Below are 26287 nucleotides of genomic sequence, written 5' to 3' on the forward strand. Positions count from 1 at the left end.
GCGCAAAGCGGTAGGTCAGGGAAAGCTGTTGCGCCGCCGAAGCCAAGCTTTTAGTTTGCGGCTCGTTTTTCGATCGGGATGCCAAGATGCAGTTTGAAGGTACCGCGGACTATATCGCCGACAAGGATCTCATGGTGGCGGTCAATGCCGCGATCCGGCTCGAGCGTCCGCTGCTGGTCAAAGGCGAACCCGGAACGGGCAAGACGGAACTCGCCCGGCAGGTGGCGGCAGCCCTCGGGCTCGATCTCATCGAATGGAACATCAAATCCACCACCAAGGCGCAGCAGGGGCTTTACGAATACGATGCAGTCTCCCGGCTGCGCGACAGCCAGCTCGGCGACGAACGCGTCCACGACGTGGCGAATTACATCCGCCGCGGCAAGCTATGGCAGGCCTTCGCGTCGGACAAGAAGGTCGTGCTGCTGATCGACGAGATCGACAAGGCGGATATCGAATTCCCGAACGACCTCCTGCAGGAGCTCGACCGTATGGAATTCCATGTCTACGAGACCGGAGAGACGGTGAAGGCCAGGGTCCGGCCGATCGTCATCATCACCTCCAACAACGAGAAGGAACTGCCGGATGCCTTCCTGCGCCGGTGCTTCTTCCACTATATTCGCTTTCCGGATGTCGAGACGCTCGCCCGCATCGTCGAGGTGCATTATCCGGGCATCAAACAGCTGCTCGTCCGCAACGCGCTGACCCAGTTCTATGAAATCCGCGAGATGCCGGGCCTCAAGAAGAAACCGTCCACCTCCGAGGCACTCGACTGGATCCGGCTTCTCGTTTCCGACGACGTCGATCCGGCCGACCTGCGAGGCGATGTGAAGAACGCGCTCCCGAAGCTGCATGGCGCGTTGCTCAAGAACGAGCAGGACGTGCATCTCTTCGAGCGGATGGCCTTCATGGCGCGGCGGGAGCGGTAAGCAAGATTTTGCTCCCATTGACGAAAGGCTGAGCAAGGCGTATTTGAAACGCCGTTATTCGTGGTGATTTGGCCGGCCGGCTTGCAGCCACGTAAAAAAAGTCGCTAAAGGGCCGCGAGAAGATGACTTCCACGGACCGGTCGCGATTTTTTCGCCGCCGGTTTTATTTTGTGGGTTTGTCAGAAATGCCGATCAAGATTCCCGATACGCTGCCTGCATTCAGCACTCTCGTTTCGGAGGGTGTGCGGGTGATGACCGAAACCGTCGCCGTGCGGCAGGACATCCGGCCGCTGCAGATCGGGCTTCTCAATCTCATGCCGAACAAGATCAAGACCGAGCTGCAGATGGCGCGCCTCGTCGGCGCCTCGCCGCTGCAGGTGGAATTCTCCCTTGTGCGCGTCGGCAACCACAAGGCCAAGAACACGTCGGAAGAGCATCTGCTCGCCTTCTACGAGACCTGGGAAGAGGTGAAGGACCGCAAGTTCGACGGCTTCATCATCACCGGCGCCCCGATCGAGACGCTGCCCTATGAAGAGGTCACCTACTGGGAGGAAATGCAGAAGATTTTCGACTGGACGACCACCAACGTGCATTCGACGATGAATGTCTGCTGGGGTGCCATGGCGGCGATCTACCATTTCCACGGCGTGCCGAAATACGAACTCAAGGAAAAGGCCTTCGGCGTCTACCGGCACCGTAATCTCGCGCCGTCCTCCGTCTATCTGAATGGCTTCTCGGACGATTTCCAGGTGCCGGTGTCGCGCTGGACGGAGGTGCGTCGCACCGATGTCGAAAACGTCTCGGGTCTCGAAATCCTGATGGAGTCGGACGAAATGGGCCTTTGTCTCGTGCACGAGAAGAAGGGCAAGCGTCTCTACATGTTCAATCATGTGGAATACGACTCCACCTCTCTGGCGGACGAGTACTTCAGGGACGTCAATGCAGGCATTCCCATCAAGCTGCCGCACGATTACTTCCCGCATAACGACGACACGCTGACACCCTTGAACCGCTGGCGCAGCCATGCACATCTTCTCTTCGGCAACTGGATCAACGAGATCTACCAGACGACACCCTACGAGCCGGAGAAGATCGGCACGGAATAGATCGGCGCCATGTTCATCCCCTTCTTCCTGCGTTTGAGAGAAGCGAAGATCCCGGTGACCCTGCGGGAGTTCCTTTCGCTTCTCGAAGGCATGGAGGAGGGACTGGCGGATTTCGACGTGGAGGCGTTCTATTTCCTCGCCCGCGCCGCGCTGGTGAAGGACGAACGGCATATCGACAGATTCGACCAGGTGTTCTCGTCCCATTTCCACGGACTGGAGGCCGTGTCGGGCAAACCGGGCCTCGATGCCGCGAACATTCCCGAGGAGTGGCTGCGCAAGCTCATCGAAAAGCACCTGACGGAAGAGGAAAAGAAGCTCGTCGAGGCGCTCGGCGGTTTCGAAAAGCTGATGGAGACGCTGCGCCGGCGTCTCGAAGAACAGAGGGGCCGGCACCAGGGCGGATCGAAATGGATCGGCACCGGCGGCACGTCGCCTTTCGGGGCCTATGGCTACAATCCGGAAGGCGTCCGCATCGGGCAGGAGGAGTCGCGCCATCGCCGGGCGGTCAAGCGCCGGGCGGTCAAGGTCTGGGACAAGCGTGAATTCCGGGATTTCGACGACAAGGTCGAGCTCGGTACGCGCAACATCAAGCTGGCGCTGAAGCGGCTGCGGCGCTGGGTGCGGGAAGGAGCGGCGGAAGAGTTCGATCTTCCCGGCACGATCCGCTCCACCGCCGAACACGGCTATCTGGACGTGCAGACGCGGCCCGAGCGGCATAACGCCGTCAAGCTCCTGATGTTCTTCGACGTCGGCGGGTCGATGGACGGCCATATCCGCGTCGTGGAGGAACTGTTCTCGGCGGCGCGGGCCGAGTTCAAACATATGGAGCATTTCTATTTCCACAACTGCCTTTACGAGGGCGTCTGGAAGGAAAACCGCCGCCGTTCGGACCGGCTGGCGACGCTCGATCTCATCCGCGGCTATGGCGCAGACTACAAGGTGATCTTCGTCGGCGACGCCTCGATGAGCCCTTACGAGATCAGCCATGCGGGCGGCTCGGTCGAGCACTGGAACCAGGAGCCCGGGCAAGTCTGGATCCAGCGCGTCACCGATCACTTCCGCCGCTGCGTCTGGCTCAATCCGGTGCCGCAGGATCATTGGGACTATACGACCTCGATCGGCATGATGCGGCAGCTCATGACCGGACGCATGTTTCCGCTGACGCTCGGCGGCTTGGAGCAGGCGACGCGCATGCTGACCCGTTGACCCGTTGACCCGCTGATCGCTGACCGTGGATTTTCTTGGCGACGACGTTGCAGCTTGCCGCCAAATCGCGCAGTTTGCCGCCAAGGATGTTTGCGGAGGAATGATCCCATGGCGGGTCGGAATTTTGAAGTTTTCGGCACCACAAGGAGCGGCGAGCCCGTTTATCGGGTCAGGATTTCAGGCGGCGGATTGACGGCGAACGTCATCACCTGGGGCGCCGTGATCCAGGATCTCAGGCTCGATGGCCATCAGCCGCCGCTCGTGCTCGGCTTCGAGACCTTCGATCCCTATCCGGTCCACTCGCCCTATTTCGGCGCCACTCCCGGCCGCTGTGCTAACCGCATCGCCGGCGGCCGCTTCACGCTCGACGGCAAAGAGTATCAGCTCGAGATGAACCAGCCCGGGATCGGCCACCTCCACGGCGGTACGGATGGCATCGGCCGCAGCAACTGGACGATCGTCGATCATGCGCCGGACAAGGTCGTATTGCGGATCACCGATCCGGACGGCCGAGCGGGTTACCCAGGCAACTGCACGATCACGGCCACCTACCATCTCAAGGACGACGGCGTGCTGTCGGTGGTCTACGAATCCACCACCGACCGGCCGACGCTCGCCAACATATGCCAGCATTCCTATTTCAATCTCGACGGCCGCGAGGATGTGCTCGGCCATGACATCATGATCGCCGCCGGCCATCTCGTCGCGGTAGACGAGAAGCAGTTGCCGACCGGCGAACTGATGGAGGTCGCCGGCACGCCATTCGACCTCAGCGACATGGGACCGATGAAGCGGTTCGATGGCGACAGGCAGGTCCTGTTCGACCACAACTACTGCCTTTCGACGGAACGCACTGGAAAGCGCTCGGTGGCCCTGGCGCGCAGCATCTATTCCGGCGTTTCGATGGAAGTGCGGACAACAGAGCCCGGCGTGCAGTTTTATGCCGCCTTCAAGCTTCAAGAACTTCCCGTACCGGGCCTGGAAGGCCGCCGCTACGGCCCCTTTGCCGGCTTCTGCCTGGAAACCCAGATATGGCCGGATGCGGTCAATCATGCAGATTTCCCGAACGTCGTGCTGCGCCCGGGCGAAGTGCTGCGGCAGGAAACGGACTATGTCTTCTCGAAACAATGACAGAGCTTCCGGCTCTCGTCATTTCGGCGGTTTGTCCCGCTTGGCCAGGATGAAATCGCCGAATTCCATCGGGAAGGGGAACAGGATCGTTGAAGTCTTTTCGCCGGCGATGACGTTCAACGTGTTCAGATAACGAAGTTGCATCGCTTCCGGCTGCCGGGCGAGGATCTCGGCGGCCTCGAGCAGCTTCGCCGCCGCCTGCTGCTCGCCCTCGGCGTTGATGACTTTCGCACGGCGCTCGCGTTCGGCCTCTGCCTGGCGCGCGATGGCGCGGATCATGGATTCATTGATGTCCACATGCTTGATCTCGACATTGGCGACCTTGATGCCCCACGCATCGGTCTGGACATCTAGGATTTCCTGGATGTCGTTGTTGAGTCTGTCGCGTTCGGCCAGCATCTCGTCGAGATCATGCTTGCCGAGGACCGAGCGCAGCGTCGTCTGGGCGAGCTGGCTTGTGGCCGTCATGAAGTCCTCCACCTGAATTGTCGACTTCTCCGGGTCGATGACCCGGAAGTAGATCACGGCATTGACCCTCACCGACACGTTGTCGCGGGAGATGACATCCTGGCTGGGCACGTCGAGCACCCGCATACGCAGGTCGACCCGTATCATTTGCTGAACGTAAGGGATGAGCAGGATCAAGCCCGGACCCTTGACGCCGGTGAAACGCCCCAGCGTGAAAACGACGCCGCGCTCGTATTCCCGCAGGATCTTGATCGCGGATACGACGATGAGCAGCAGGAGGAGGACGGCTACGAGATAAAAGATGAGGTCTGCAAACATGCTCATGGCATTTCCTCCTCGTTCGGAAGGCCGCTATTTCTCTCGCGGGCTGTGGGCGACTTCAAGCGTCAGCCCGTTTCGGCCGATTACGTTCACGTTGTCACCGGCGGCGAGTGGTTCGGTGGAAATGGCCTTCCACCGTTCGCCATGCGCGATGACATAACCCGATGTATCTCCCCAACTGTCCACTTTGCCCGAAATGCCGATCATCTGTTCGGCTCCGGTAACGACATTGCGTCGGCGTGAGGAGAATGCGAGGCGAGCGATGACGACGCTGAGCGCAAGGCTGACAACCGCAATGCCGCCCAGCACGGGCCAGGAGATTTCGAGGCCGGGAGTAGCCGGTTCGAACAGAATGGTTGCACCGAGTATCAGCGCTATCCCGCCGCCGATACCGAGGGCGCCGAAGGAAGGCGAATGCGCCTCGGCGACCGTCAGCCCGACGCCAAGGGCAATCAGGCCTATGCCGGCATAGTTTACCGGCAGCAATGCTAAGGCGTAAAGACCAAGCAGCAGGCAGATACCGCCAATCGTGCCGGGGACAAATGTCCCTGGGGTCAGGAATTCGAAGATCAGGCCGTAGATGCCGACCATCATGAGGATGAGCGCGATGTTCGGGTCGGTGATCACGGAGAGCAGTCGGGTCCGCCAGTCGGGTTCGAATTCCTGAACCGCAAGGCCGGTCGCGTCGATCCGGATATCCGTCTGGCCGACCCGCACCGTACGGCCCTGCGCCTGCGTCAGAAGATCGTCGATTGTGGTCGCCGTGAAATCGATGACGTGCTCCCGGGCCGCGGCGGTCGAAGAAAGGCTCGCGGCTTCGCGCACCGCCCGTTCCGCCCAATCGGCGTTGCGATTGCGCAATTCGGCAAGTCCGCGAATGAAGGCCGCGGCATCGTTGACCGCCTTCGCCTCGCGGGCTTCGCGGGGAGGTTGCCGCTGTGTGCCGGCCGGCTCGTTCGGAGCATCGCGCTCCGGTTCAGTTCCGCCATCGAAAGGTCCCCCGCCGATTGCAACCGGTGTCGCCGCACCCAGATTGGTGCCGGGCGCCATAGCCGCGATATGGCTTGCGTAAAGAATATATGTCCCCGCGCTGGCGGCACGCGCGCCGCTGGGCGCCACGAAACTCGCGACCGGCACGGACGAAGCCAGGATCGCACGAATGATGTCGCGCATGGACGTATCGAGACCGCCGGGCGTGTCCATCTGCAGGATGACCAGGCTGGCTCTCCGATCGTTTGCGTGTTGAAGGCCGCGGCTCACATAATCGGCAGTTGCCGGACCGATGGCGCCGGTCACCTTCAGGACCACGGCCAGGCGTGCTGTTTCAGGAGGCATCGAGGCGGCCGAAGCCAAGGCCGGACACAGAGCCAGCATCAAGGCGAGGATCGGCAGCACTCGCCCCCAAAATCCTGTATATCGCGCTGTCGTTCGCTGAGCACACATCCTCATGAAGATATGGCGGAACTGCGAAACGGTAAGGCCGGAACCTTACCGCGCTCAGACGGAATCGGCAGGAACATCAGGAATGGCAGCCGGCACTCCGGAGGCGCACGAGGCGGAAAGTCCTGGGTGCGCACGCCTGATCCGGTACACCGCGGCGGGAGGCAGGTTGGCGAACGTTCCGCCGATCCGTTCCGCTTTGAGCCCAAGATGATCCAGCAATCTGAGTGGAACCGGACAGCGCGGGCCGTAAGTGAATTGGTAGAGCGCACCGTCCGGCTCCATCCTGCGGAACGCTCCCGTGAGGATCGCGATCACCTTGCGTGGCGGCATCGACAGCAAAGGAAGCCCGCTGACCACGGCACCGGCCGGCCTCCCGCCGAAGACGTCGACCGTCCGCAGGCGAGCTGCGTCCATGCAGAGCGTGCGGGCTCCGGGAAAATGGAAATGGAGCGCGGCGGCGAAATCCGGTCCGAACTCGATCAGCGCAAGGTCTTCCTGTCTGACGCCGCGGGCGATCAGGGCGCGGGTGAACGCACCGGTGCCCGGGCCAAGTTCGATCACCGGCCCAGTGGCGTGCGAGATTTCGGAGGTGATAAGGCTCGCCAATGCCCGTCCCGATGGCGCGACGGCCGCGACGCGCAGAGGGTTCTTGAGCCAGGCCAGAAAGAAACCGAATACCTCGGCGATATACTGTTGCTTCATCGTAAACGATCTCGATCATGTCTTCTGGCCGGCGCGGTCGATTGCGCCGCCGTGATGCGTCATCAGGTCCCGCACGGCGCGGCACCCGGTGTGCGACGGGCTCGAACCGTCGTGCGATCCGGAACAAGGCAGTCTCCGCGACCCGACGCGAGCCCATGGGCCTATGTCGCGGCGGAGCGCAGAACAGTGCGCGTTCGGCGCTCACCGACGGTTTCGGTGACGGCCAGCGGCAGCGCGCGTATCCGCCGGCCCGTGGCGGCATGGATGGCATTGGCTATGGCGGCGGCGACGGGCACGATACCCGGCTCGCCCGCACCGCCCGGCGGCAGGCCGCTATCGACGATCGCGACCTCGACTGCCGGCGCATTGGCCATGCGTTGCATCGGGAAATCGTGGAAGTTCGATTCCGTCACCGCGCCGCCATCGAGCGTGATCGCGCTCATCAACGCGGTCGTGACGCCGAAGATGATGCCGCCCTCCATCTGGGCGATGACGGCGTCGGGGTTGATCACCATCCCGACGTCGATCGCGCAGAAGACGCGATCGACGGTGATCTCGCCGTCTTCGGCGACGGTGACCTCCGCCACCTGCGCGATCACGCTTCGATAACATTCCTCGACGGCGATGCCGCGGCCGCGTCCCTGCGCCATCGGGCGGCCCCATCCGGCCAGCTCGGCGGCCCGGTTCAGCACCGCGAGATGGCGGGGGCTGTCCCGCAGAAGCGTCCGGCGATAGGCCAGCGGATCGGCTCCGGCGGCCAGGGCGCATTCATCGACGAAACTCTCCGTGAAGAAGGTGTTGAACGAGAAGCCGTTCGACCGCCAGAAGCCGATCGGCATGTGACTGGGCACGTTCTGGCTGCGTACCCGGCGGTTGGGGATGGCGTAATGGAGCTTGTCCAACCCTTCGACCGAGAGGGAATCCCCGTCGGGGCCGGGGTTGAAGGGCAGGTTGCGGCCGGCGACCGAGTGGATGATCGACTGGGCCGCCACGAGCGCGTCGTAGGCGACCGGCAGGCCGTCCGGCCCCAGCGTGGCTTGCAGTCGCGCCGCCGCATGGCTGCGGTAGAGGCCCCGCCCGATGTCCTCCTCTCGCGACCAGATCACCTTGACCGGCCGCCCCCGGTGGCGTGCCGCCAGAAAGGCCGCCTGAGCGGTGACGTCCAGATCGCTGCGGCGGCCAAAGGCGCCTCCGTTCATCGTGATGTTGCAGGTGATCGAGGTGGGCTCCAACCCGGCCCAGCCGGTTCCTCTGCCTATGCCGGTGCGTACCCCCAGGGGCGACTGAGACGGCACCCAGGCCTCAACCGACCCGTCCTGCCGGACGAGGACGGTCGCATTCATCGGCTCCATGCAGGCGTGCGTCAGGAACGGCACCTCGTAGGTTGCATCGATCATCGGCGACGTGCTGCCGGCGATGGCAGCCTCCACGTCGCCCTCGTTGATGTTCTCGTACGGCTCCGCACTCCTAAGCGCGGTCTTCAGTCGTGCGGACATTTCCGCGCTGGTGACGCCCGCCGCTTCGGTCTGCGTCCAGGCGATATCCAGCAGCGAGGCGGCCTGTTCGGCCTGCCACCAGGAATCGGCCACCACCGCCACCTGGCGCCCGTCGATGACCGCGACATCCTTGACGCCGGGCTGAGCTCGTACCTCGGCTTCGTTGGCAATCCGGGAGACCCGCGCGCCGAACACCGGCGCGTGGCGGATGGAGGCATGGAGCATGTCGGGCAGAACGACATCCATGCCGAACACCGGCTCGCCCCGGACCTTGGCGGGCAGGTCGACACGTCGCTGCGATTTGCCGATCAGCCGCCAATCCGCGGCCGGTTTCAATACAGGGTCGTCCGGTGGCGGCAGGAGGGCGGCCTCGCGGGCCAACTCGCCATAGGACAGGCTGTGGCCCGAAGCCTCATGCCGGACGAAACCGTCGGCGGTCGTGAGCTGCGCTGCGGGCACGCCGAGGCGTGCCGATCCGGCGGCAAGCAGCATCTGGCGCGCCGCAGCACCGGCCACGCGCATGGGATGCCACAGCGCCATGGTGGAAGCCGACGCGCCGGTCGCGATGAAGCCGAGCAGGCCGAGTACGCGCCGTCCCACCCAGACGGCGGGCCCGCTTGCCTCTTCCGGGCGCTGCTGAAGCACATTGAACCAGTTGGCGTAGGCCGGGAGCGGCTCGGTCGGGAAGGCCACGCTGATCCGATCGTCGAAGGGAAGATCCAGTTCCTCGGCCACGACCATGGCAAGTCCGGTATGGATGCCTTGACCCATCTCGGTGCGAGGGACCTGGATGACCACCCGGCCGTCGCCCTGGATGGTGAGAAAAGCGTTGAGAACGGCGCGGTCGCCGTCGACGAAGCCGTCAAGCCCGTCCACATCGACGGTGGCGAGATAGCCGACGCCGCCGACAGCGGCGACAAGGGCGGTGCCGCCAAGAGCCGCGCCGGTGATCAGGAAGCCGCGGCGAGAGAGAAAACGGGGCATGGCGATCTCCTCAGCGATCGGCCAGCATGGTCGCGGCGCGATGGATCGCGCGGCGGATGCGCGGATAGGTGCCGCAGCGGCAGATATTGGTGATCGCCTCGTCGATTTGGGCGTCCGTCGGCCGCGGGGTCGCTTCCAGCAGCGCGGTGGCGGCGATGATGAAGCCGGGTTGGCAAAAGCCGCATTGCGGCACCTGCTCGTCGATCCAGGCCTGCTGCACGAGCGACAGCGTGCCGTCCGCCTGAACCAGCCCCTCCACGGTCACCACCGACGCGCCCGCGACGGAATCGATCGGCGTCACGCAGGAGGGGGTCGACTCGCCGTCGATAAGGACGCGGCAGGCCCCACATTGGGCAACGCCGCATCCGTATTTCGGACCGAGCAGCTCGAGATCCTCACGAAGGACCCAGAGGAGCGGCTTGCCGGCGTCCGTCTCGACGCTCACCCTTGTGCCATTGACCATCAACTCAACCATGCTGTTTCTCCCGGGGTCTTACCCGCTTTGCGGGAAGTCTCTCTTCTCAAAAAGGATCGCGAAGCTTGCGGGTGCGGCTGTGGCCGCGTTCGGCGGTCATTGGCGCCGGAGCGCGACGGCGATGCGCCGGTCTGCGATCAGCATGGCGAGGCCGGTCAGGATGCCCGCGACCGGGACCGTCAGCAGACCGAGCCCCAGGCCATTGGGAATCTGCGCAAGCGTCGCCGCATCGCTGATCATGCCGACGATGAGAGGACCAAGCGCTGGCCCCAGAAGCCCGGAGCCGATCATCGCGAGGCTGGTCGCCATCGCCTCCTTGCCCCTGCCTGCCACCAGGTGGGCGGCGCCGAAGCACCACGGCAGCAGAAACGCGAAGGACAGCATGCCGGGGACGAACAGGAGGATGGAAAGCCACCCGACCGGTGCGAACAACGCCGCCGCCGTCGTCAGGCTTGCGATCATCAAGAGGATCGCGGGCGGTCCGAGAACCCTGCCGGTGCCGGAGCGCACCGCGCGATCGAACAGGCGCCCGCCGATCAGCGTTCCGCAAATCCCCATAGCACCCTGTAGCAGTCCGAACGCCAACCCGGCCTCGCTGGCGCTGAAATCGTGGGTGCGGATCAGGAAGGGAACGGCGAAAGCGTAGAAGGGCGCTGCGGCGAAGCCGAGCGCGACCGAGCCGATGAACAGCCAACGGAATGCCGGGGACGAAAGCAACCGCAGGCTCGCCTTCAAGAACTGCTCGCTATTGGCGGCCGTGCGCTTCAGCGGCGGGGTCGGGCCGACGACAACGAAGGCCAGCAGACCGATCAGCACGCCCATGGCGCCGGCTCCGGCCAGCGCGATACGCCAGCCGAGCGTATCGCCGACTGCGCCGCCAACGGCGAAACCCACCATGGTGCCGAGCGGAATGCCCATCGAGAAGATGCCGAGCGCCAGCCCGCGGCGCGCGGGCGGGATCTTGCGGGCAATGATCGCGTGGCTGGAGGGCGTCCCGCCGGCCTCGCCGAACGCGACCCCGAAGCGGGTAAAGGCGAGGAACAGGAAGCTCATGGCGAGACCGCCGAGCAATGTCATCGCGCTCCAGAGCAGGATGCAGAAGACGAGGACGAAGCGTGGCGATCCTTGATCGGCGGCGCGGGCGAGCGGCATCGACAGCAGCGTGTAGCAGACCGCGAAGGCGATACCGGTGAGCAGGCCCACCTCGGTGTCGCTCAGATCGAGGTCTTCCTTGATTGACTCGGCGAGAACGAAAGGAAGCATCCTGTCGATCTGGGAGGTCGCGCTCACCAGAAACAGCGTAATAAGCAGCGCCGTTACGCGCCATCCATGAACGTGTTCATCGCCGCTCGCCTTGGATATATCGGGCAGTGCATCCTGCCGATCTATTGACGACGCGGCGGTTTCTGTCATGTTTGGCGCTTCCCTGGCTGTGATTGGCATCACCAAGCTAGAGGATGTCTCCAATGACCAAAATGCCGGATACCTCAAGAAACTTGCCTATTCCTACAAGCGGCGATATGCTGCCGGCTGAAGGGCGAGTGCTGCGCTGGCCTCGAAACCAATCGGAGGTCCGCGTGTCGTCATCGCTGCTTGGCGGGCTCACCGCCTACATCGAAAGCCAGGGCGGCGGTGAGGGCCTGTTTCCGACGCAGATCGAGAGCGTCAACATCATTCGTTCCTACCAGGAACGGATGCCCATGCGGCAGATCTACCGCCCGTCGCTCTGCGTCGTGGCCCAGGGGGCGAAGGAAATTCTCTTCGGCGAAGAGACGCTTCGCTACGGTGCCATGGAATGCCTGGTCGTCAGCATGGAAATGCCGGCCAGCGGGCGCGTCATCGAGGCGAGCGAGCAGACGCCCTATATCGGCGTCACTATCGATCTCGACGTGACGATGCTGCGAGAGGTGCTGGAACAGCTAGAGACGCCGCCCGCTCCGCCGGCCGCGCCCGGTCCGTGCGTGTTCGTCGGCAAGGTCGACGAACCGTTGGCCGAATGCGTGCTGCGCCTGATCCGGATGTCTCAGACGCCGAAGGCGATCCAGATCCTCTATCCATCCGTCATGCGCGAGATCTGCTACTGGCTTCTCACCGGCCCTTATGGCCCTGAACTCTGCAGCCTGGCCGTTCCGGAATCGAATTTCATGCGGATCGCCAAGGCGATCTATTTCCTGCGCGCCAATTTCACCGAGACGCTGCGTGTGGAGCAGATGGCCGAGGTCGCGCGCATGAGCCCGTCATCGTTCCATCAGCACTTCAAGCAGCTCACCTCGGTGACGCCGCTTCAGTTCCAGAAGCAGTTGCGCCTTCTCGAGTCGCGGCGGTTGATGGTGGCGGACGCCGCAAGCGTCGAGGAAGCGGCCTACAAGGTCGGCTACGAAAGCCCATCGCAGTTCAGCCGCGAATATTCCCGGATGTTCGGCGTCGCTCCAAAGCAGGACGCGTTGAACCACCAGCGCATGTACAGCCAGTACGCCAGCCGCAAGGCCCGCCGCGCCTAGACCCCGTGTTTCAGCAGGTCGCTTCAAGCAGCTTCTGCTGGAAGAGACCTGCCGAGACGGCGTCAGCCGGTTTCCGGCCCAAGCGCATCGTCTTCCTCACCAACCTCAAGCGGGATCCGAACGACCGGCAGCCGAGCCACGCGCAAGGGATGTGGAACCGTTCGACATCCCGGTAGCCGGCGCCGGATCACCCGCCTGGTCGAACCGATCTCTACAGCATCGGCCCGAAAATCGGAATCGATTTTCGGTAAGTACGATGCATAGATTCAATAAGTTAGAGCGTCCTTTGTGCGTCCGCTCGGACGCACGGCGCTCTAAGAGCGAAAAGGCACCCCTCGCGCCAGGCTCTTAACGCGATCGAACTCCCGTCAGCCGCATGATTGTAGGATCAGGCAGATTTTTTGAGCGTTCCGGCATGGAGATTTGCCACGGGGCAGGCATTTTGGCGATGAACACGAACAACTGGCGCATCGAGAGGATCACCGCTCGAAGCCGCATCGAACAGCCGAGAAGGCAAGGATCATTTATGACGAAGTGGACAGCCAAAGACATCCCATCGCAACATGGCCGTTCGGCGGTCGTTACGGGAACCGGCGGGCTCGGCTACGAGGACGCTCTGGCCCTGGCGCGCGCCGGGGCCAGCGTCGTGATCGCCGGGCGCAATCCCCAGAAGGGCGCTGAAGCCGTCGCAGCGATCAGGCAAGCTGTCCCTGGCGCGCAGGTGCGGTTCGGCAAGGTGGACCTTGCAAACCTCGCCTCGATTGCCGGGTTCGCCGCGCAGCTCGCGCAGGAACAGGAGAGCCTCGACCTTCTCATCAACAATGCCGGCGTCATGACGCCGCCTGAACGCCGCGAGACCAGTGACGGCTTCGAGCTGCAGTTCGGTACGAACTATCTCGGCCATTTCGCTCTTACCGCACACCTGCTGCCGCTCCTGAAGAATGGCAACAAGCCGCGCGTGGTCACGCTCGGCAGCGTCGCATCGCGCGGCGGCGCGATCGACTTCGAGGACCTGCAGGCCGAGCGCGGCTACAAGCCGTTTCCGGTCTACAGCCAGTCGAAGCTTGCCTGCACCATGTTCGCCTTCGAGCTTAGCCGACGCAGCAAGGCGGCCGGGTGGGGCGTCGAGAGCATCGCGGCGCATCCCGGCGTCACGCGTACCGATCTCATCCCGAACGGCGCGGGCCGGTGGAGCGCGGCCGGGATAATGCGGCGTTTCCTACCGTTCCTGTTCCAGCCCGCGTGGCAGGGGGCACTGCCCACGCTCTATGCGGCGACCGATCCCGCCGCGCGGGACGGTCGCTATTATGGGCCTGATCGGCTGGGCGGGACGCGCGGCTATCCGACCGAGGAAAAGCCTCCCCAGCAGGCGCTGGATACAGCCGTTGCGGCCCGCCTCTGGGAGACCGCCCTGCAACTCACGAACGTGACCTTCACGTGAGACGTCCGAGACGGGCACACCCTTGAACTGGTCCCGCGAGGCGGCTAGCGGGTGCCGGCTGGAAAGTAGTTTGCGTGCCTGATGTCCGTCAGCAGATCGGGCCCTTCGGGGCTCCATCCGAGAAGGCTTCGCGTCCGATCGCTGGAGGTAGGCTGATCTATGGACGCGAAGCCGAAAAACCAGTTGAAGTGTCCACGCGCTTCTTCCTCAGAGAGCGACACACAGGGAATGTCGAGGCCGGTGGCAATGGCTTCGGCGATCTTCCGGAACGGAATGCCCTGTTCGGCGACCGCGTGGTAGGTCTCGGCGCTGGGGCCGCGTTCGACAGCGAGGCGAAAGACACGGGCGGCATCCTGGACATGCACCGCCGGCCAGGCGTTTTCGCCGTCTCCAATGTAGGCCGAGACGCCATGCCGCCGGGCAATGTCGATCAGCATCGGGACAAAGCCATGGTCGCCCATGCCGTGCACGGACGGAGGCAGACGCATGACGCCTGTCGGAATGCCGCGATCGGAGAGAGCCCTCGCGGCCGCATCGGATGCCCTCGGATAGGCGTCGGACGGCGGAAAAGCCGGATCGGCTTCCATCGCCAGAGGACCTGCTGCATCGAGAAATGCAAGGCCGGCTGTGACGATCAGCGGCTTTTGCGTGTTTTCGATCGCTCCGCCGAGCGTCTCGATCGCGGTCCGGTCTATCGCGCAGGCTTCGGCAAATCGCGAGAAGTCGTGGATGAAGCCGGTATGGATGATCGCGTCGGCAATCACTGCGCCCTGTCGGAGTGTTTCGGGCGCCTCGAGGTCACCGCGAAGGACCTCCGCGCCGAGCTTGCCGAGCTCATTCTCGCCGCGCTCGGAACGGGCAAGTCCCAGAACCTGGTGCCCGTGCGCCAGAAGTTCCCGGACAACGGCTGCGCCGACAAATCCTGTCGCGCCGGTAACAAACACTTTCATGGTCGAACTCCTTCTTGTTCAGGAGGAGAATATCTGCGAAGATATATCCGGTTAAAGACGTGAGTTTATAGTGGTATAATGACTGACAGGCTCGATGTGATCGACAGCGCCAACCGCCTCGGAGCGTTTCTGAGGGACCGCCGGCAGCGGCTCGATCCTGCCGCGCTCGGCTTCGGAGGCCGTCGGCGGACGCCCGGGCTGAGGCGCGAGGAGGTCGCTCAACGAGCGCACATCAGCGCGACCTGGTACACCTGGCTCGAACAGGGACGCGGCGGTGCGCCATCGCCGCGCGTGCTCGACAGTCTCGCCGAGGCGCTCATGATGACCGAAGCGGAGCGGGAGCATCTTTTCCTGGTCGCCATCGGCCGCCCGCCCAAATCGCGTGCCGCCGGGCGTGACGGCATTTCGCGGCGGCTGCAGCGGTTTCTGGACGCCATGCCGGTGATCCCGGCGACGATCGCAACCTCGACCTGGGACATCATCGGCTGGAACCGTGCGGCACAGCTTGCTCTCACCGACTATGCAGCGCTGCCGCCTGGCGAGCGGAACATATTGAGACGGATGTTTCTCGACCCCACGACCCGCGCCGCCCAGATCGACTGGGAATCCGTTGCGCGGTTTCTGGTGGCGACCTTCCGGGCGGAAACCGCCCGCGCGGGCGAGGCCGATCGGGCCGCCGAACTCGTCACCGAGCTCACCGGGAAGAGCGACGATTTCGCCCGCATGTGGATAGAAAATGACGTGCATACGACCGGCGAAGGGGCGAAGACCATCCGCCACGCGGCTGTCGGCGAAATTGCCTTCGAGTTCTCTTCCTTTGCGATCGACGGCCGGCCGGACCTCAAGATGATGATCTATAATCCGGCAGGCGATCGCGATCTGGAAAAGATGCGTCAGCTCTGCGGCTCCGCTTGAGGACCTGCGATTGGGTTGCCAGTCTCGATCAGCGGACGCCTTTCATCACGTCTATAAAGGCACGAAGGGTCGCGGGCACATGACGATGGCTCGAATAGTAAAGTCGCAGTCCTCCGACTGCGGGAGACCAGTCTTCCAGGAGCGCGATCAATCGTCCGGTTTCCAGCCATGGTCGCGCCGCCATTTCGGGCACATAGGCAATACCAAGGCCATCGGCCGCCGCCTCGATCATGAGCGTCGTATGGTTAAGCGTCATTGCCCCGGCGACGTCGATCGCAATCTCCTGCCCATGTCTTTCAAATTCCCACCGGTATAACTTGCCGCTCGGAAGGCGCTGTCGAATGCATTGGTGATGCCGGAGATCGTCCGGCGTGAGCGGTTGACCGGCACCCGCCAGGTAGCTCGGAGACGCGACAGCCAGAAAGCGGAAGTCCTTGCCCAGCGGAACCGCTATCATGTCCTGCGGCACCGCTTCGGCAAGCCGCAGACCGGCATCGAAGCCCTGTTCCACGATGTCGACCAGGCGGCCATCCGTCATCAGGTCGAGCGAGACATGCGGATAACGTTCCAGGAAGACAGGCACGACCAGCCTGAGGAGCTGGCGCATGGCCTCCTCGCCGCCATTGATGCGCAGCGTGCCGCTGGGATGCCCACCATCGTCGGCAACCGCGTCGATCGCCTGATCAAGATCTTGAAGCACCGGTGTCAGCCGCCGAAGAAGGCGTTCTCCTGCTTCGGTTGGCGCGACGCTTCGGGTCGTCCGGTGAAGGAGCCGAACGCCAAGGTTGCGCTCAAGCGCCGCGATCGCGTGGCTGAGCGAAGAGCGCGAAACGCCCAGCACATCAGCCGCCTTTCGGAAGCTCCGGTGCTCTGCGACTGCCACAAGGGCGGCCAGATCAGTCAGCGTCGGCCTCGCCATTGGTCATCCATGTTCACCAGCTCATGTAGATTAGAGCGCATTATCGCAACAAAGGGAAGTCGCTATGTTGGCATCAACCAAATGAGGATCGCGACATGACGAAAACCTGGCTTATCACGGGGGCTTCCTCCGGACTTGGACGCATCATGACGGAGAAGCTGCTCGACCGCGGCGATCGCGTCATCGGAACCGCACGCCGCCCCGACGCGCTGTCGGATCTCGCGAGCGCCCACGCTGATCGTCTGTACGTGGTCACGCTGGACCTGATGGATACAGCGGCGGTCCGCGCAGCCATCGACCTGGCGTTCGAACGTGTCGGTCGGGTCGACGTGGTGGTCAGCAACGCCGGCTATGGTTTATTCGGCGCCGGGGAGGAACTCAGCGACGAACAGATCGATCGTCAGCTTGCGACGAACCTCATCGGCTCGATCCAACTGATACGCGCCAGCCTACCGCACCTGCGGTCTCAGGGCGGCGGACGGATCGTCCAGGTTTCCTCCGAGGGCGGGCAGATCGCGTATCCGGGCTTCAGCCTTTATCATGCCAGCAAGTGGGGCATCGAAGGCTTTGTCGAAGCCGTCGCCCAGGAGGTCGCGCCATTCGGGATCGACTTCATCATCGCCGAGCCGGGGCCTACCGGCACAAATTTCGGAGCGGCTCTCGATCATGCGGAACCTTCCGAGATTTACGAAGAAACACCTGCAGGCGAGGTTCGCCGTCTCATCGCCGGCGGTGAGTTCGTGATCCGCGGCGACGCGGCCAACACGGTCGACGCGTTGATCGAGGCCGCCGACTCGGACCATCCGCCACTCCGGCTCGCGCTGGGCAGCACTGCCTATGAGAACATCCATGGCGCGCTCACGAAGCGGCTGAAGGCGCTCGAAGCCCAGCGCGATATCGCCTTTTCGGCTGATAGACAGGAAAATTGAAATGATCGGGCCGAGAGCCTCTCTCGGCCTCCACCCCGTCGCGGAAATCCCGTTCCGCTCTCGCTCTTTCTCCGGGGCATCTGCGGATGGCCAGCGGAGAGCCGTATCGCTTAAGAAGCAGAAGGTGTAGCCGCCAAAGGCGGGTGCGCCGCTTTTGCTGCTTGCGGGGTGTCAGGGTTTTGCGAAGCGTCGGACGGCGGTTGCCGCACCATCCTATATCGAGCGCTTCGGGGCGCCATCGCATCCGTCGGAACTGGCGCAGCACCGCTGTATCGGCTGGTGTCCCGCCCTCCCCACGCCGCGCCATATCGCTGGGAGTTCGGCGAAGAATGGCGCGAGTATGACGTCGCCGTCAATCCTCAGATCACCACCAATGATATGTCGCTGATGATCCGCACGGCTTGCGAAGGCGGAGGCATGAGGTTGTCACCCATGTCTTAGGGACAATCGGTTACCTATGTCTTTGGTATGAAGAATTGGGAAACTGGAGCGGGCGAAGGGATTCGAACCCTCGACCCCAACCTTGGCAAGGTTGTGCTCTACCCCTGAGCTACACCCGCTCATCAATTCGTCGGTCCGGGGTAGTTCGCTGGACCGAAGGCCGCGGCTCGTTGCCGGCGACGGGCGCTATATGGCCCAGACTTTTTTCAAATGCAACAGGGAAATGACGATTGGCGGCAAGAAAAATTTCGGGTCCGCCAGACTCCTGTGGGGCCGCCGGTCCCGGCATGGGGTCCGGCGGCCGCCTTGCCTCAGGAGGCGGGACAGGCCGCCCCGGTATCCACCCAGGCGCGGATCAGTTCGCCGAACTCGGCCTGCGTGCCCGGTACCGGCTCGCGGCCCGCGCCCGGGTTCCAGCCCCAACCGACCAGTTCGTCATGGGCCATGTGCTCGACCAGCTCGTCCATGGTCATGTCGCCGTTGCGCGCCGGATCCTTGATCTGCTGACAGATCTGGCCGAGCGTCTTGCCTTCCCAGGCCATTTCGATCGGCGCGAGGTGCCAGGCGGGATTGCCCGGAATGCTCTTGACCGTATCGGCCTGCCCCACGACCGGGATGTTTTCGGCACTGTGGCAGGTGGTGCATTGCATGCCGGGAAGCCCCATGCCGCCGTCGCCGCGGAAGACCGGCGGCTGGTGCGGATGCATCGAGGCTCCCTGCAGAGGGCGGTCGGTCGCGGGATGACAGTTGACGCAGCGCGGATGCTGGATGACCTTCCCGGCTTCCGTGAAGAGCGCAACGGAGCGTTCCTGCTCATTGGCGATCGACTGGAAAGAGGCGGCGGGCCTCAGCGTCCTGGCGTCGGCATTGGCATCCTGCGCCACCGAGGCGGGTGAAAGTGCCGTCCCGGCTGTCACGAAAAGACAGGCTGCGGCGATCCCGGTGAGAGCCGGGCCGGCGAATGCGAGTTTGAACTTCATCAGTCGTTGATCCTCATCCTGAGTCGCTAGGCCGAAACGATGTTGACGATCGGAAGCTGCCTTACCGGAGCTCCGGTCAGGCTTCGCCAGGCATTGGCGACCGCCGGGCCGACGGGCGGCACGCCGGGCTCGCCCACACCGGTCGGCTTTTCGGCCGACTTGATGATCTCCACCTCGACGTCCGGCATCTCGTTGATGCGGATCGACCGGTAGTCGTGGAAGTTCGACTGAATGATCCTGCCGCCCTTGCCGAGCGTCACCGCATCGAAGAGGACCGCGCCGAGACCGTAGCCTATGCCGCCTTCCATCTGCGCCTTGATGACGTTGGGATTGATCGCAATACCGCAGTCGACCGCGCACCAGACCTTGTGGACGCGCGGCGCCCCATCCGGGCCGACCGAGACCTCGACGACCTGGCCGACATAGCTGTTGAAGCTTTCCACAACGGCGACGCCGCGGGCGCGGCCTTCCGGAACTTGTCCGCCCCAGTCCGCCATCTCGGCGGCTTTCCGCAGGACACCCGCATGGCGCGGCTTTTCCGTCAGCAGCGCGAGGCGGCCTTCCACGGGATCGCGGCCGATCTTCTGGAAGAGCTCGTCGACGAAGGTCTCGACCGCAAAACCCGTATGGGTATGGCCGACCGAACGCCACCAGAGTGGCGGCACGACGAGCGGGACGTTGTGCGAGGTCACCTTCAGGTTCGGGATCGCGTAAGGCAGGTTCGACGCTCCCTCGACCGAAGTCTCGTCGAGATCGGCCTTGCCCATGATCGACTGGCCGACGATCACCTGCTCCCAGGCCGTGATCTGGCCCTCCGCATTGATGGCGCCGCGCATCCTGTGAGCATACATCGGACGGTAGTAACCGCCACGGATGTCGTCCTCGCGGGTCCACATGTGCTTCAGCGGACGGTTTGCGCCGCTGGCCGCATAGACGGCCGCAGCTTCCTGCATGTAGGGCGAACCGAACTGCGCCTTGCGGCCGAAGCTGCCGCCGGCGAGCTGGGTGTTTACCCGTACCTTCGTTTCGTCCAGACCGAGAATCTGGGCCGCAACCGTCTGGTCCATGCCGGGGAACTGCGCACCGTTATAGATGTCGACGGATCCGTCCGCCGCCTTGATGAAGACGGCGTCGAGCGGCTCCATCGGCGCATGGGCCAGGAAGGGGAAGACGATTTCGGCTTCCACCGTCTGCAGGCCGGGCGCCCTGAAGGCTTCGTCGACATTGCCGTTGTTGGCCGCTTCCAGCCCGGGCTCGCGGAAAAGCCGCACATAGTCGGCGGCGAGTTCCTCCGATGAACGGGTTTCGGCCTTGGAAAGGTCCCATTCGATGCTCAGCGCATCGCGTCCCTTCAGCGCGGCAAAGGTATTGTCCGCATAGACGGCGACGCCCTGCGGCACCTGCTTCACGTCGACGACGCCCTGCACCTTGCGGGCTTCGGCATCGTCGAAGCTCTTCACGGTCGCGCCGAAATGTTCCGGATGGGCGACGACCGCGATCAGCAGGTCGTCCGGCGTGATGTCGAGCGTGAAGATCGCCGTGCCGTTGGTCTTGCCGTGGGTGTCGAGCTTCGGCAGTTCCGTGCCGATCAGCACGAAATCCTCAGGGCTCTTGAGCCTGGGCTCGGCGGGCGGCGTCTGGCGGGCGGCCTTTTCGGCAAACGCGCCGAAACCGCTCTCCCGGTTGGAGGCGGCATGCTTGATGCGGCCCTTTTCGACGGTGATTTCGGCAGCCGGCACACCCCATTCCTCCGCGGCTGCGGCGACCAGCATGGCGCGGGCCGTCGCGCCGGCCTTGCGCATCTGCTCGTAGGCATTGGCGATCGAGCTCGAGCCGCCCGTGCCCTGCAGGCCGAAGGAAAGATTGGCATAGACCTTGTTGTCGGTCGGCGAGTGCAGGGCGCGCATCTGGCCCCAGTCGGCGTCGAGCTCCTCGGCGACCAGCGTCGCCAGCCCGGTGAACGGGCCCTGGCCGAATTCGATGTGCTTCGAGAGCACGGTCACCGTATCGTCGGTGCCGATCTTCACGAAGGCGTTCATCGGGGTCAGCGCCGCATCGCCGCCGGCCTGTACGCCCGTCGGGGCGGCGGCCAGCATTTTCGGTGCGATCGCGACGCCGATGACGAGACCCGAGCCGGCGAGAAAGCCGCGCCGGGTGGCAGTGATATCATGCAGCGTCATGGCTCAGCCCTCCATCGAACTGGCGGCATTGTGGATCGCCGCGCGGATGCGATGGTAGGTGGCGCATCGACAGATATTCCCGGCCATCGCGCCGTCGATATCCGCGTCGGTCGGCTTCGGCACCATCTGGAGGAGCGCGACCGCCGACATCACCTGCCCGGACTGACAGTAGCCGCATTGGGGTACGTCGAGACCGGCCCAGGCGGTCTTCACCGCATCGGCTTCCTTGCCGGAAACGCCTTCGATGGTGACGACTTCCGAGCCTTCGACCATCGAGATCGGGGTGATGCAGGAGCGGCGCGGCATGCCGTCGAGATGCACCGTGCAGGCGCCGCACTGCGCGACGCCGCAGCCGTATTTGGTGCCCGTGAGCTTTTCGAAATCGCGCACGACCCAGAGAAGCGGGGTATCGGGGTCGCCGTCGAACGTTCGTTCCTGTCCGTTGAGCGTGAAGGTGACCATGGCCAGACCTTTCGTGTGAGAAGCCGGACGCTGCGCCGGCAGTGGGATTGAGCAACTGCTGTCGGCCGGAGCCGGTACAAGGACGCGATAAGGCTGCGCCGAAATCAGATGAAAAATTGAGACTGCTTATTCTTTGTGATCGTTGCGGAAGCCGCTCCAATCGGATGGGCCTCCGTTTAATAATCTGGTCGACCGTCGCACAGTGGTCAAGCGCTTCACGCGATCGTGTGCGCTTCGCTTGGCCCGGAGGAACATTGCGGCTATAGTCCCGCCGCCCACCAACAGAGCCCCTTCATCGAGAATGACCGACACTGCACCGAAAACCGCCGAGGACCTTTTCCGCTTCCTCGACAGCCTCGATATTTCCCATTCGACCAAGAACCATCCGCCGGTTTTCACCGTTTCGGAATCGGAAAGCCTGCGCGACGAAATCCCGGGCGGCCACACGAAAAACCTCTTCGTGAAGGACAAGAAGGACCGGTACTTCGTCCTGACGGTGGAAGAGCGGGCGAGCGTCGATCTGAAAACGGTCCACAAGGTCATCGGCGCCGCAAGCCGCGTCTCCTTCGGCAGGCCGGAAAAGCTGATGGAATATCTCGGCGTCATTCCGGGATCGGTGACGGTATTCGGCGCTTTCAATGACACGGGCCGGAATGTTACCTTCGTGCTCGACGAAGACCTGATGAGGCACGACATCATCAACGGCCATCCGCTGTCGAACGATGCCACGACATCCATCGGCCGTGACGATCTCGTCCGTTTTCTGGAGGCGACGGGCCATACGCCGCTTGTCTTGAAAGTGACGGACTGACATACGATCTTTGCGAGCGAGACAGATAGTATAGAAAGCGTTCCCGGGAGAACATTCATGAGCGGCAGCGACAATCCCTATGGGGGTTCTTACGGCGGACAGATGACCGCTTCGGCAAATTACGCAGCGGCACCGGCCGCGCCACCCGCAGACGGTTCCCACATCAAGGATACCAGCACGGCCGGCTTCACGAAGGACGTGTTGGAAGAATCCCGCCGCCAGCCGGTTCTCGTGGATTTCTGGGCGCCCTGGTGCGGCCCCTGCAAACAGCTTACGCCCGTTCTCGAAAAGGTCGTCAACGAGGGCCAGGGACGGGTGAAGCTCGTCAAGATGAACATCGACGATCACCCGTCGATCCCGGGCCAGCTCGGCATCCAGTCGATCCCCGCCGTCATCGCCTTCGTGGACGGCCGCCCCGTCGATGGTTTCATGGGTGCGGTTCCGGAAAGCCAGGTGCGCCAGTTCATCGACCGGCTCGCGGGACCGCCCGGTGCCGATCAGGCTGCCGAGATCGAATCGGTGCTGGCCGAAGCCGAGACCCTGCTTGCCGGTGGCGATATCCAGGGTGCCGCGCAGCTTTACGGCGCCGTGCTGCAGGCCGATCCGGAAAACGCCAAGGCCGCGGCCGGCATGATGCAGTGCCTGATCGCCATGGGCGAAACGGCCCGCGCCAGCCAGATGCTCGCTTCCCTGCCGGAGGAGCTTGCCAAGGATCCGGCGATCCAGCCGGTCGTCAAGAAGCTCGAGCAGATCGAGGAAGCCCGCAAGCTCGGCGATCCGGTGGCGCTGGAAAACCAGCTCGCCGCCAATCCGGACGATCACGAAGCGCGCCTGAAACTCGCCAAGATCCTGAACGTCCAGGGCGATCGCGAACAGGCGGCCGATCACCTGCTGACGATCATGCGCAAGGATCGAACGTTCGACGACGATGGTGCGCGCCGCCAACTGCTGCAGTTCTTCGAGGTCTGGGGACCCAAGGACCCCGCGACGATCGCAGCACGCCGCCGGCTGTCCTCCATCCTCTTTTCATAGCCGGCCCTAATCCTGCGGGACGGTCTTGCGTTCTCGCAGGAGCGCCCCACATTATCTGCGCAATCAATCTTATTCGGTGGTCTGGACCGGTGGCCTGGGAGGTGTCGGACCCATGCATGTGGGAAATGCGAGATATGTGAAGCGGGAGGATCTGCCGGAGACGGTCCCCGTTTTTCCTCTCACCGGTGCACTGCTTCTGCCAGGCGGGCAATTGCCACTCAACATCTTCGAGCCGCGTTATCTCGCCATGTTCGATGCGGCGCTCGCCGGCGACCGGTTGATCGGCATCGTTCAACCGTCGCTCCTGGAAGCCGGCGAGCCGGCGGAAGGTCCCCGTCTTCCGCTGTCCACCGTCGGCTGCATCGGCCGCATCACCTCGTTCGCCGAAACGGGCGACGGCCGTTACATCACCTCCATCAGCGGGGTCTGCCGCTTCCGGCTGCTCAACGAAATGGGGCAGGGGCATCCCTATCGCACGTTCAAGATCGCGCCGTTCATGGCCGATCTCTCCGCAGAAGATGACGAGAGCGCGGTGGATCGCGTCGAGCTCCTGCGCGTCTTCCGGGCCTATCTGGATGCAAACAAGCTGGAGGCGGATTGGGAGAGCGTCGAGCGCGCCGGCAACCGGACGCTGGTGAACTCGCTCTCGATGATGTCGCCCTTCGGTCCGGCTGAAAAACAGGCCCTGCTCGAGGCGCCGGACCTCAAGACGCGCGCAGAGACGCTGATCGCCATCACCGAAATCCTGCTGGCGCGGGATTTCGGCGATTCCGACACCATTCTCCAGTGAGGCCAGGGCATGGACGAGAGGCTCAGCAAGGTCGATCCGAAACTTCTCGAGCTGCTCGTCTGTCCGCTGACCAAGGGCCGGCTTTCCTTCAACCGGGAAACCAACGAGCTGATCTCGCACAGCGCCCAGCTCGCTTATCCGATCCGCGACGGCATCCCGATCATGCTGGTTTCTGAAGCCCGCAAGATCGAGGATTGAGGCCGTTTCTCGTTGCTATGCCCCTCATCCGCCCGCCGGCACCTTCTCCCCGTTTTGACGGGAGAAGTCGCAAGCTGGCGATTGGTCTGTTCGTCGCTGGGTTGCTCTCCGGCGCCGAATAAGGGCTCACCTCATTGGTGCTGTTGATTGAGGAAACCGGTGCGGCACATCTCCTTCGCCCCGCGTGCGGGGAGAAGGTGCCGGCAGGCGGATGAGGGGCAAATCCCGAAACAGCAGCTCAGATCGCCTGACCGGCGAGCAGCTTCGGCCCGTCCTCGCCGGACTTTCCCGCGGCCTGGTCGATGAAGAACTCCTTGAGCTTCGGCAGGCGGTCGACGATGCCGAGCCCGAAATCGCGGGCGATGCGGATCGGAGTGATGTCGTTCGAGAACAGCCGGTTCAAAACATCCGTCGTCACCCCCATGCGGAACGTGTCGAAACGCCGCCAGGACTGATAGCGCTCCAGCACGTTGAGTGCGCCGATGTCGAGCCCGAGGCGATCGGCCTCGACCACCGTTTCCGCCAGGGCGGCGACATCCTTGAAACCGAGATTGAGGCCCTGGCCGGAGATCGGATGGATGCCGTGCGCCGCGTCGCCGGCAAGCGCGAAGCGCGGCGCCACGAAGGCGCGTGCGAGCGTCAGGCCGAGCGGGAAGGCGCGCCGGCCGCCGACCACCCGCAGCTCGCCGAGCTTATGGCCGAAGCGGCGCTGCAGCTCCTCCTCGAAGACCAGATCGTCGGAGGCGACCAGCCGGTCGGCTTCCGGCGTCCGTTCCGTCCAGACGAGCGAGGAGCGGTTTTCGGTGAGCGGCAGGATGGCGAAGGGGCCGGAGGGGAGGAAGTGTTCCTCCGCCACGCCTTCGTGCGGCCGCTCGTGGGCAACGGTCGCGACGATGCCCGACTGGCCGTAGTTCCAGGTGACGGTCCTGATGCCGGCCATGTCGCGGAGTTTCGAACGCACGCCGTCGCAGGCGACCAGCAGACGCGTCTCGATGACGGAGCCGTCGGAGAGCGAAACGGCGCAGCGGGTGCTGCTCGTCTCGAAGGCGGTAGCTGAGACCCCTTCGCGGATCGCGATGCCGAGCCGTTCGGCAGCGCCGCGCAGCGCCCTCACCATGACGACGTTCGGTATCATATGGGCGAAGGGACGGCCTTCCTCGACTTCGCCGTCGAAGGTGAGGAAGACCGGCCTGACCGGGTCGGACGTGCGGCTGTCCGTGACGATCATCCGGTTGATCGGCTGTGCCTCGGGCGCGATCTCGTCCCACACGCCGAAGACCTCCAGCATGCGCGTCGCCGCGGCGATGACGGCGGAGGCGCGCTCGTCCTTTTCCCAGGCACCGGCGGGGGCGGCCTCGATCACCTCGATCTTCAGATGTGGCGCCGCCTGCTTGACCGCGACCGCGGCAGCGAGACCCACATAACCGCCCCCTGCAACCAGCATGTCCAGCATCGGCTTAAGCTCCCGTGAGACTTGAGA

At 63.8% G+C, this 26287-nt stretch carries 24 protein-coding genes, 1 tRNA gene, 1 pseudogene and 1 riboswitch; of the genes and pseudogenes, 13 read left to right on the top strand and 13 right to left on the bottom strand.

Features of this window, described 5'->3' with window-relative positions:
- The first annotated feature begins 86 nt into the window (after window positions 1-86).
- The 4 genes from QTA58_RS10720 to QTA58_RS10735 all read left to right on the top strand — a co-directional run bounded on the left by QTA58_RS10720 (window position 87) and on the right by QTA58_RS10735 (window position 4369).
- Entirely contained in the window at window positions 87-926 is an 840-nt protein-coding gene (locus QTA58_RS10720) for a MoxR family ATPase (protein WP_085419759.1), read from the top strand.
- Window positions 927-976: 50 nt separating this feature from the next.
- Window positions 977-1054: riboswitch (SAM riboswitch) on the top strand.
- A gap of 57 nt (window positions 1055-1111) precedes the next feature.
- On the top strand, window positions 1112-2032 hold the full coding sequence (gene metA, locus QTA58_RS10725) for a homoserine O-succinyltransferase (protein ID WP_289672752.1): 921 nt from the start codon (window positions 1112-1114) through the stop codon (window positions 2030-2032).
- Window positions 2033-2041: 9 nt separating this feature from the next.
- On the top strand, window positions 2042-3238 hold the full coding sequence (locus QTA58_RS10730; protein WP_289672753.1) for a VWA domain-containing protein: 1197 nt from the start codon (window positions 2042-2044) through the stop codon (window positions 3236-3238).
- Window positions 3239-3346: 108 nt separating this feature from the next.
- Window positions 3347-4369: an aldose epimerase family protein gene (locus tag QTA58_RS10735; RefSeq protein WP_289672754.1), complete on the top strand. Its 1023-nt coding sequence runs from the start codon at window positions 3347-3349 to the stop codon at window positions 4367-4369.
- 18 nt (window positions 4370-4387) lie between these two features.
- Here the strand turns inward: QTA58_RS10735 and QTA58_RS10740 are convergent, their stop codons facing one another.
- The 6 genes from QTA58_RS10740 to QTA58_RS10765 form a co-directional block, all read right to left on the bottom strand.
- On the bottom strand, window positions 4388-5161 hold the full coding sequence (locus tag QTA58_RS10740; RefSeq protein WP_085419756.1) for a slipin family protein: 774 nt from the start codon (window positions 5159-5161) through the stop codon (window positions 4388-4390).
- A 27-nt stretch (window positions 5162-5188) separates the two neighbouring features.
- Window positions 5189-6550 carry a nodulation protein NfeD gene (locus tag QTA58_RS10745; protein ID WP_289673122.1) on the bottom strand — a complete coding sequence of 454 codons (1362 nt, stop codon included), beginning with the start codon at window positions 6548-6550 and terminating at the stop codon, window positions 5189-5191.
- Between the two features lie 105 nt (window positions 6551-6655).
- Window positions 6656-7303 carry a phospholipid methyltransferase gene (locus QTA58_RS10750; RefSeq protein WP_289672755.1) on the bottom strand — a complete coding sequence of 216 codons (648 nt, stop codon included), beginning with the start codon at window positions 7301-7303 and terminating at the stop codon, window positions 6656-6658.
- 161 nt (window positions 7304-7464) lie between these two features.
- Window positions 7465-9783 carry a molybdopterin cofactor-binding domain-containing protein gene (locus QTA58_RS10755; RefSeq protein ID WP_289672756.1) on the bottom strand — a complete coding sequence of 773 codons (2319 nt, stop codon included), beginning with the start codon at window positions 9781-9783 and terminating at the stop codon, window positions 7465-7467.
- Between the two features lie 10 nt (window positions 9784-9793).
- Complete coding sequence (locus QTA58_RS10760) at window positions 9794-10258, bottom strand: (2Fe-2S)-binding protein (RefSeq protein WP_289672757.1); 465 nt, start codon at window positions 10256-10258, stop codon at window positions 9794-9796.
- A 96-nt stretch (window positions 10259-10354) separates the two neighbouring features.
- Entirely contained in the window at window positions 10355-11671 is a 1317-nt protein-coding gene (locus QTA58_RS10765; RefSeq protein WP_289673123.1) for an MFS transporter, read from the bottom strand.
- A 164-nt stretch (window positions 11672-11835) separates the two neighbouring features.
- Here QTA58_RS10765 and QTA58_RS10770 point away from each other — a divergent pair, with 164 nt between their 5' ends.
- The gene (locus QTA58_RS10770) at window positions 11836-12759 is read left to right on the top strand and encodes an AraC family transcriptional regulator (RefSeq protein WP_289672758.1); all 924 of its coding nucleotides are present in this window, start codon (window positions 11836-11838) and stop codon (window positions 12757-12759) included.
- 526 nt (window positions 12760-13285) lie between these two features.
- Window positions 13286-14200 carry an SDR family oxidoreductase gene (locus QTA58_RS10775; RefSeq protein ID WP_289672759.1) on the top strand — a complete coding sequence of 305 codons (915 nt, stop codon included), beginning with the start codon at window positions 13286-13288 and terminating at the stop codon, window positions 14198-14200.
- Between the two features lie 44 nt (window positions 14201-14244).
- Here the strand turns inward: QTA58_RS10775 and QTA58_RS10780 are convergent, their stop codons facing one another.
- Window positions 14245-15150 carry an SDR family oxidoreductase gene (locus QTA58_RS10780; protein WP_289672760.1) on the bottom strand — a complete coding sequence of 302 codons (906 nt, stop codon included), beginning with the start codon at window positions 15148-15150 and terminating at the stop codon, window positions 14245-14247.
- Window positions 15151-15228: 78 nt separating this feature from the next.
- Here QTA58_RS10780 and QTA58_RS10785 point away from each other — a divergent pair, with 78 nt between their 5' ends.
- The gene (locus tag QTA58_RS10785) at window positions 15229-16065 is read left to right on the top strand and encodes a helix-turn-helix transcriptional regulator (protein ID WP_289672761.1); all 837 of its coding nucleotides are present in this window, start codon (window positions 15229-15231) and stop codon (window positions 16063-16065) included.
- A gap of 28 nt (window positions 16066-16093) precedes the next feature.
- On the opposite strand, the gene QTA58_RS10790 is transcribed toward QTA58_RS10785, so the two are convergent.
- Window positions 16094-16984 (bottom strand): LysR family transcriptional regulator, encoded by an 891-nt coding sequence (locus tag QTA58_RS10790; protein ID WP_289672762.1) that lies wholly within the window; start codon window positions 16982-16984, stop codon window positions 16094-16096.
- A gap of 95 nt (window positions 16985-17079) precedes the next feature.
- Here QTA58_RS10790 and QTA58_RS10795 point away from each other — a divergent pair, with 95 nt between their 5' ends.
- The gene (locus QTA58_RS10795; protein WP_289672763.1) at window positions 17080-17913 is read left to right on the top strand and encodes an SDR family oxidoreductase; all 834 of its coding nucleotides are present in this window, start codon (window positions 17080-17082) and stop codon (window positions 17911-17913) included.
- Window positions 17914-18097: 184 nt separating this feature from the next.
- Window positions 18098-18333: pseudogene (locus QTA58_RS10800) on the top strand (LysR substrate-binding domain-containing protein); the annotation flags it as partial.
- A 65-nt stretch (window positions 18334-18398) separates the two neighbouring features.
- On the opposite strand, the gene QTA58_RS10805 reads toward QTA58_RS10800, so the two are convergent.
- The 4 genes from QTA58_RS10805 to QTA58_RS10820 all read right to left on the bottom strand — a co-directional run bounded on the left by QTA58_RS10805 (window position 18399) and on the right by QTA58_RS10820 (window position 21976).
- A tRNA-Gly gene (locus QTA58_RS10805) sits at window positions 18399-18473 on the bottom strand.
- Window positions 18474-18665: 192 nt separating this feature from the next.
- Complete coding sequence (locus QTA58_RS10810; protein ID WP_085419746.1) at window positions 18666-19334, bottom strand: Isoquinoline 1-oxidoreductase subunit; 669 nt, start codon at window positions 19332-19334, stop codon at window positions 18666-18668.
- A gap of 26 nt (window positions 19335-19360) precedes the next feature.
- On the bottom strand, window positions 19361-21514 hold the full coding sequence (locus tag QTA58_RS10815) for a xanthine dehydrogenase family protein molybdopterin-binding subunit (RefSeq protein WP_289672764.1): 2154 nt from the start codon (window positions 21512-21514) through the stop codon (window positions 19361-19363).
- A 3-nt stretch (window positions 21515-21517) separates the two neighbouring features.
- Entirely contained in the window at window positions 21518-21976 is a 459-nt protein-coding gene (locus QTA58_RS10820) for a (2Fe-2S)-binding protein (protein WP_085419744.1), read from the bottom strand.
- 301 nt (window positions 21977-22277) lie between these two features.
- Here QTA58_RS10820 and QTA58_RS10825 point away from each other — a divergent pair, with 301 nt between their 5' ends.
- The 4 genes from QTA58_RS10825 (at window position 22278) to QTA58_RS10840 (ending at window position 24807) form a co-directional block, all read left to right on the top strand.
- Entirely contained in the window at window positions 22278-22787 is a 510-nt protein-coding gene (locus QTA58_RS10825) for a prolyl-tRNA synthetase associated domain-containing protein (RefSeq protein WP_085419743.1), read from the top strand.
- Window positions 22788-22844: 57 nt separating this feature from the next.
- Window positions 22845-23819: a thioredoxin gene (trxA, locus tag QTA58_RS10830; RefSeq protein ID WP_085419742.1), complete on the top strand. Its 975-nt coding sequence runs from the start codon at window positions 22845-22847 to the stop codon at window positions 23817-23819.
- A 112-nt stretch (window positions 23820-23931) separates the two neighbouring features.
- On the top strand, window positions 23932-24609 hold the full coding sequence (locus tag QTA58_RS10835) for an LON peptidase substrate-binding domain-containing protein (protein ID WP_289672765.1): 678 nt from the start codon (window positions 23932-23934) through the stop codon (window positions 24607-24609).
- A 9-nt stretch (window positions 24610-24618) separates the two neighbouring features.
- Window positions 24619-24807 (top strand): Trm112 family protein, encoded by a 189-nt coding sequence (locus tag QTA58_RS10840; protein ID WP_085419740.1) that lies wholly within the window; start codon window positions 24619-24621, stop codon window positions 24805-24807.
- Between the two features lie 238 nt (window positions 24808-25045).
- Here the strand turns inward: QTA58_RS10840 and QTA58_RS10845 are convergent, their stop codons facing one another.
- Window positions 25046-26260 (bottom strand): ubiquinone biosynthesis hydroxylase, encoded by a 1215-nt coding sequence (locus tag QTA58_RS10845; RefSeq protein ID WP_289672766.1) that lies wholly within the window; start codon window positions 26258-26260, stop codon window positions 25046-25048.
- Between the last annotated feature and the right edge of the window lie 27 nt (window positions 26261-26287).

The sequence above is a fragment of the Neorhizobium sp. CSC1952 genome, from assembly GCF_030378245.1.
Lineage (GTDB): Bacteria > Pseudomonadota > Alphaproteobacteria > Rhizobiales > Rhizobiaceae > Neorhizobium > Neorhizobium oryzae_A.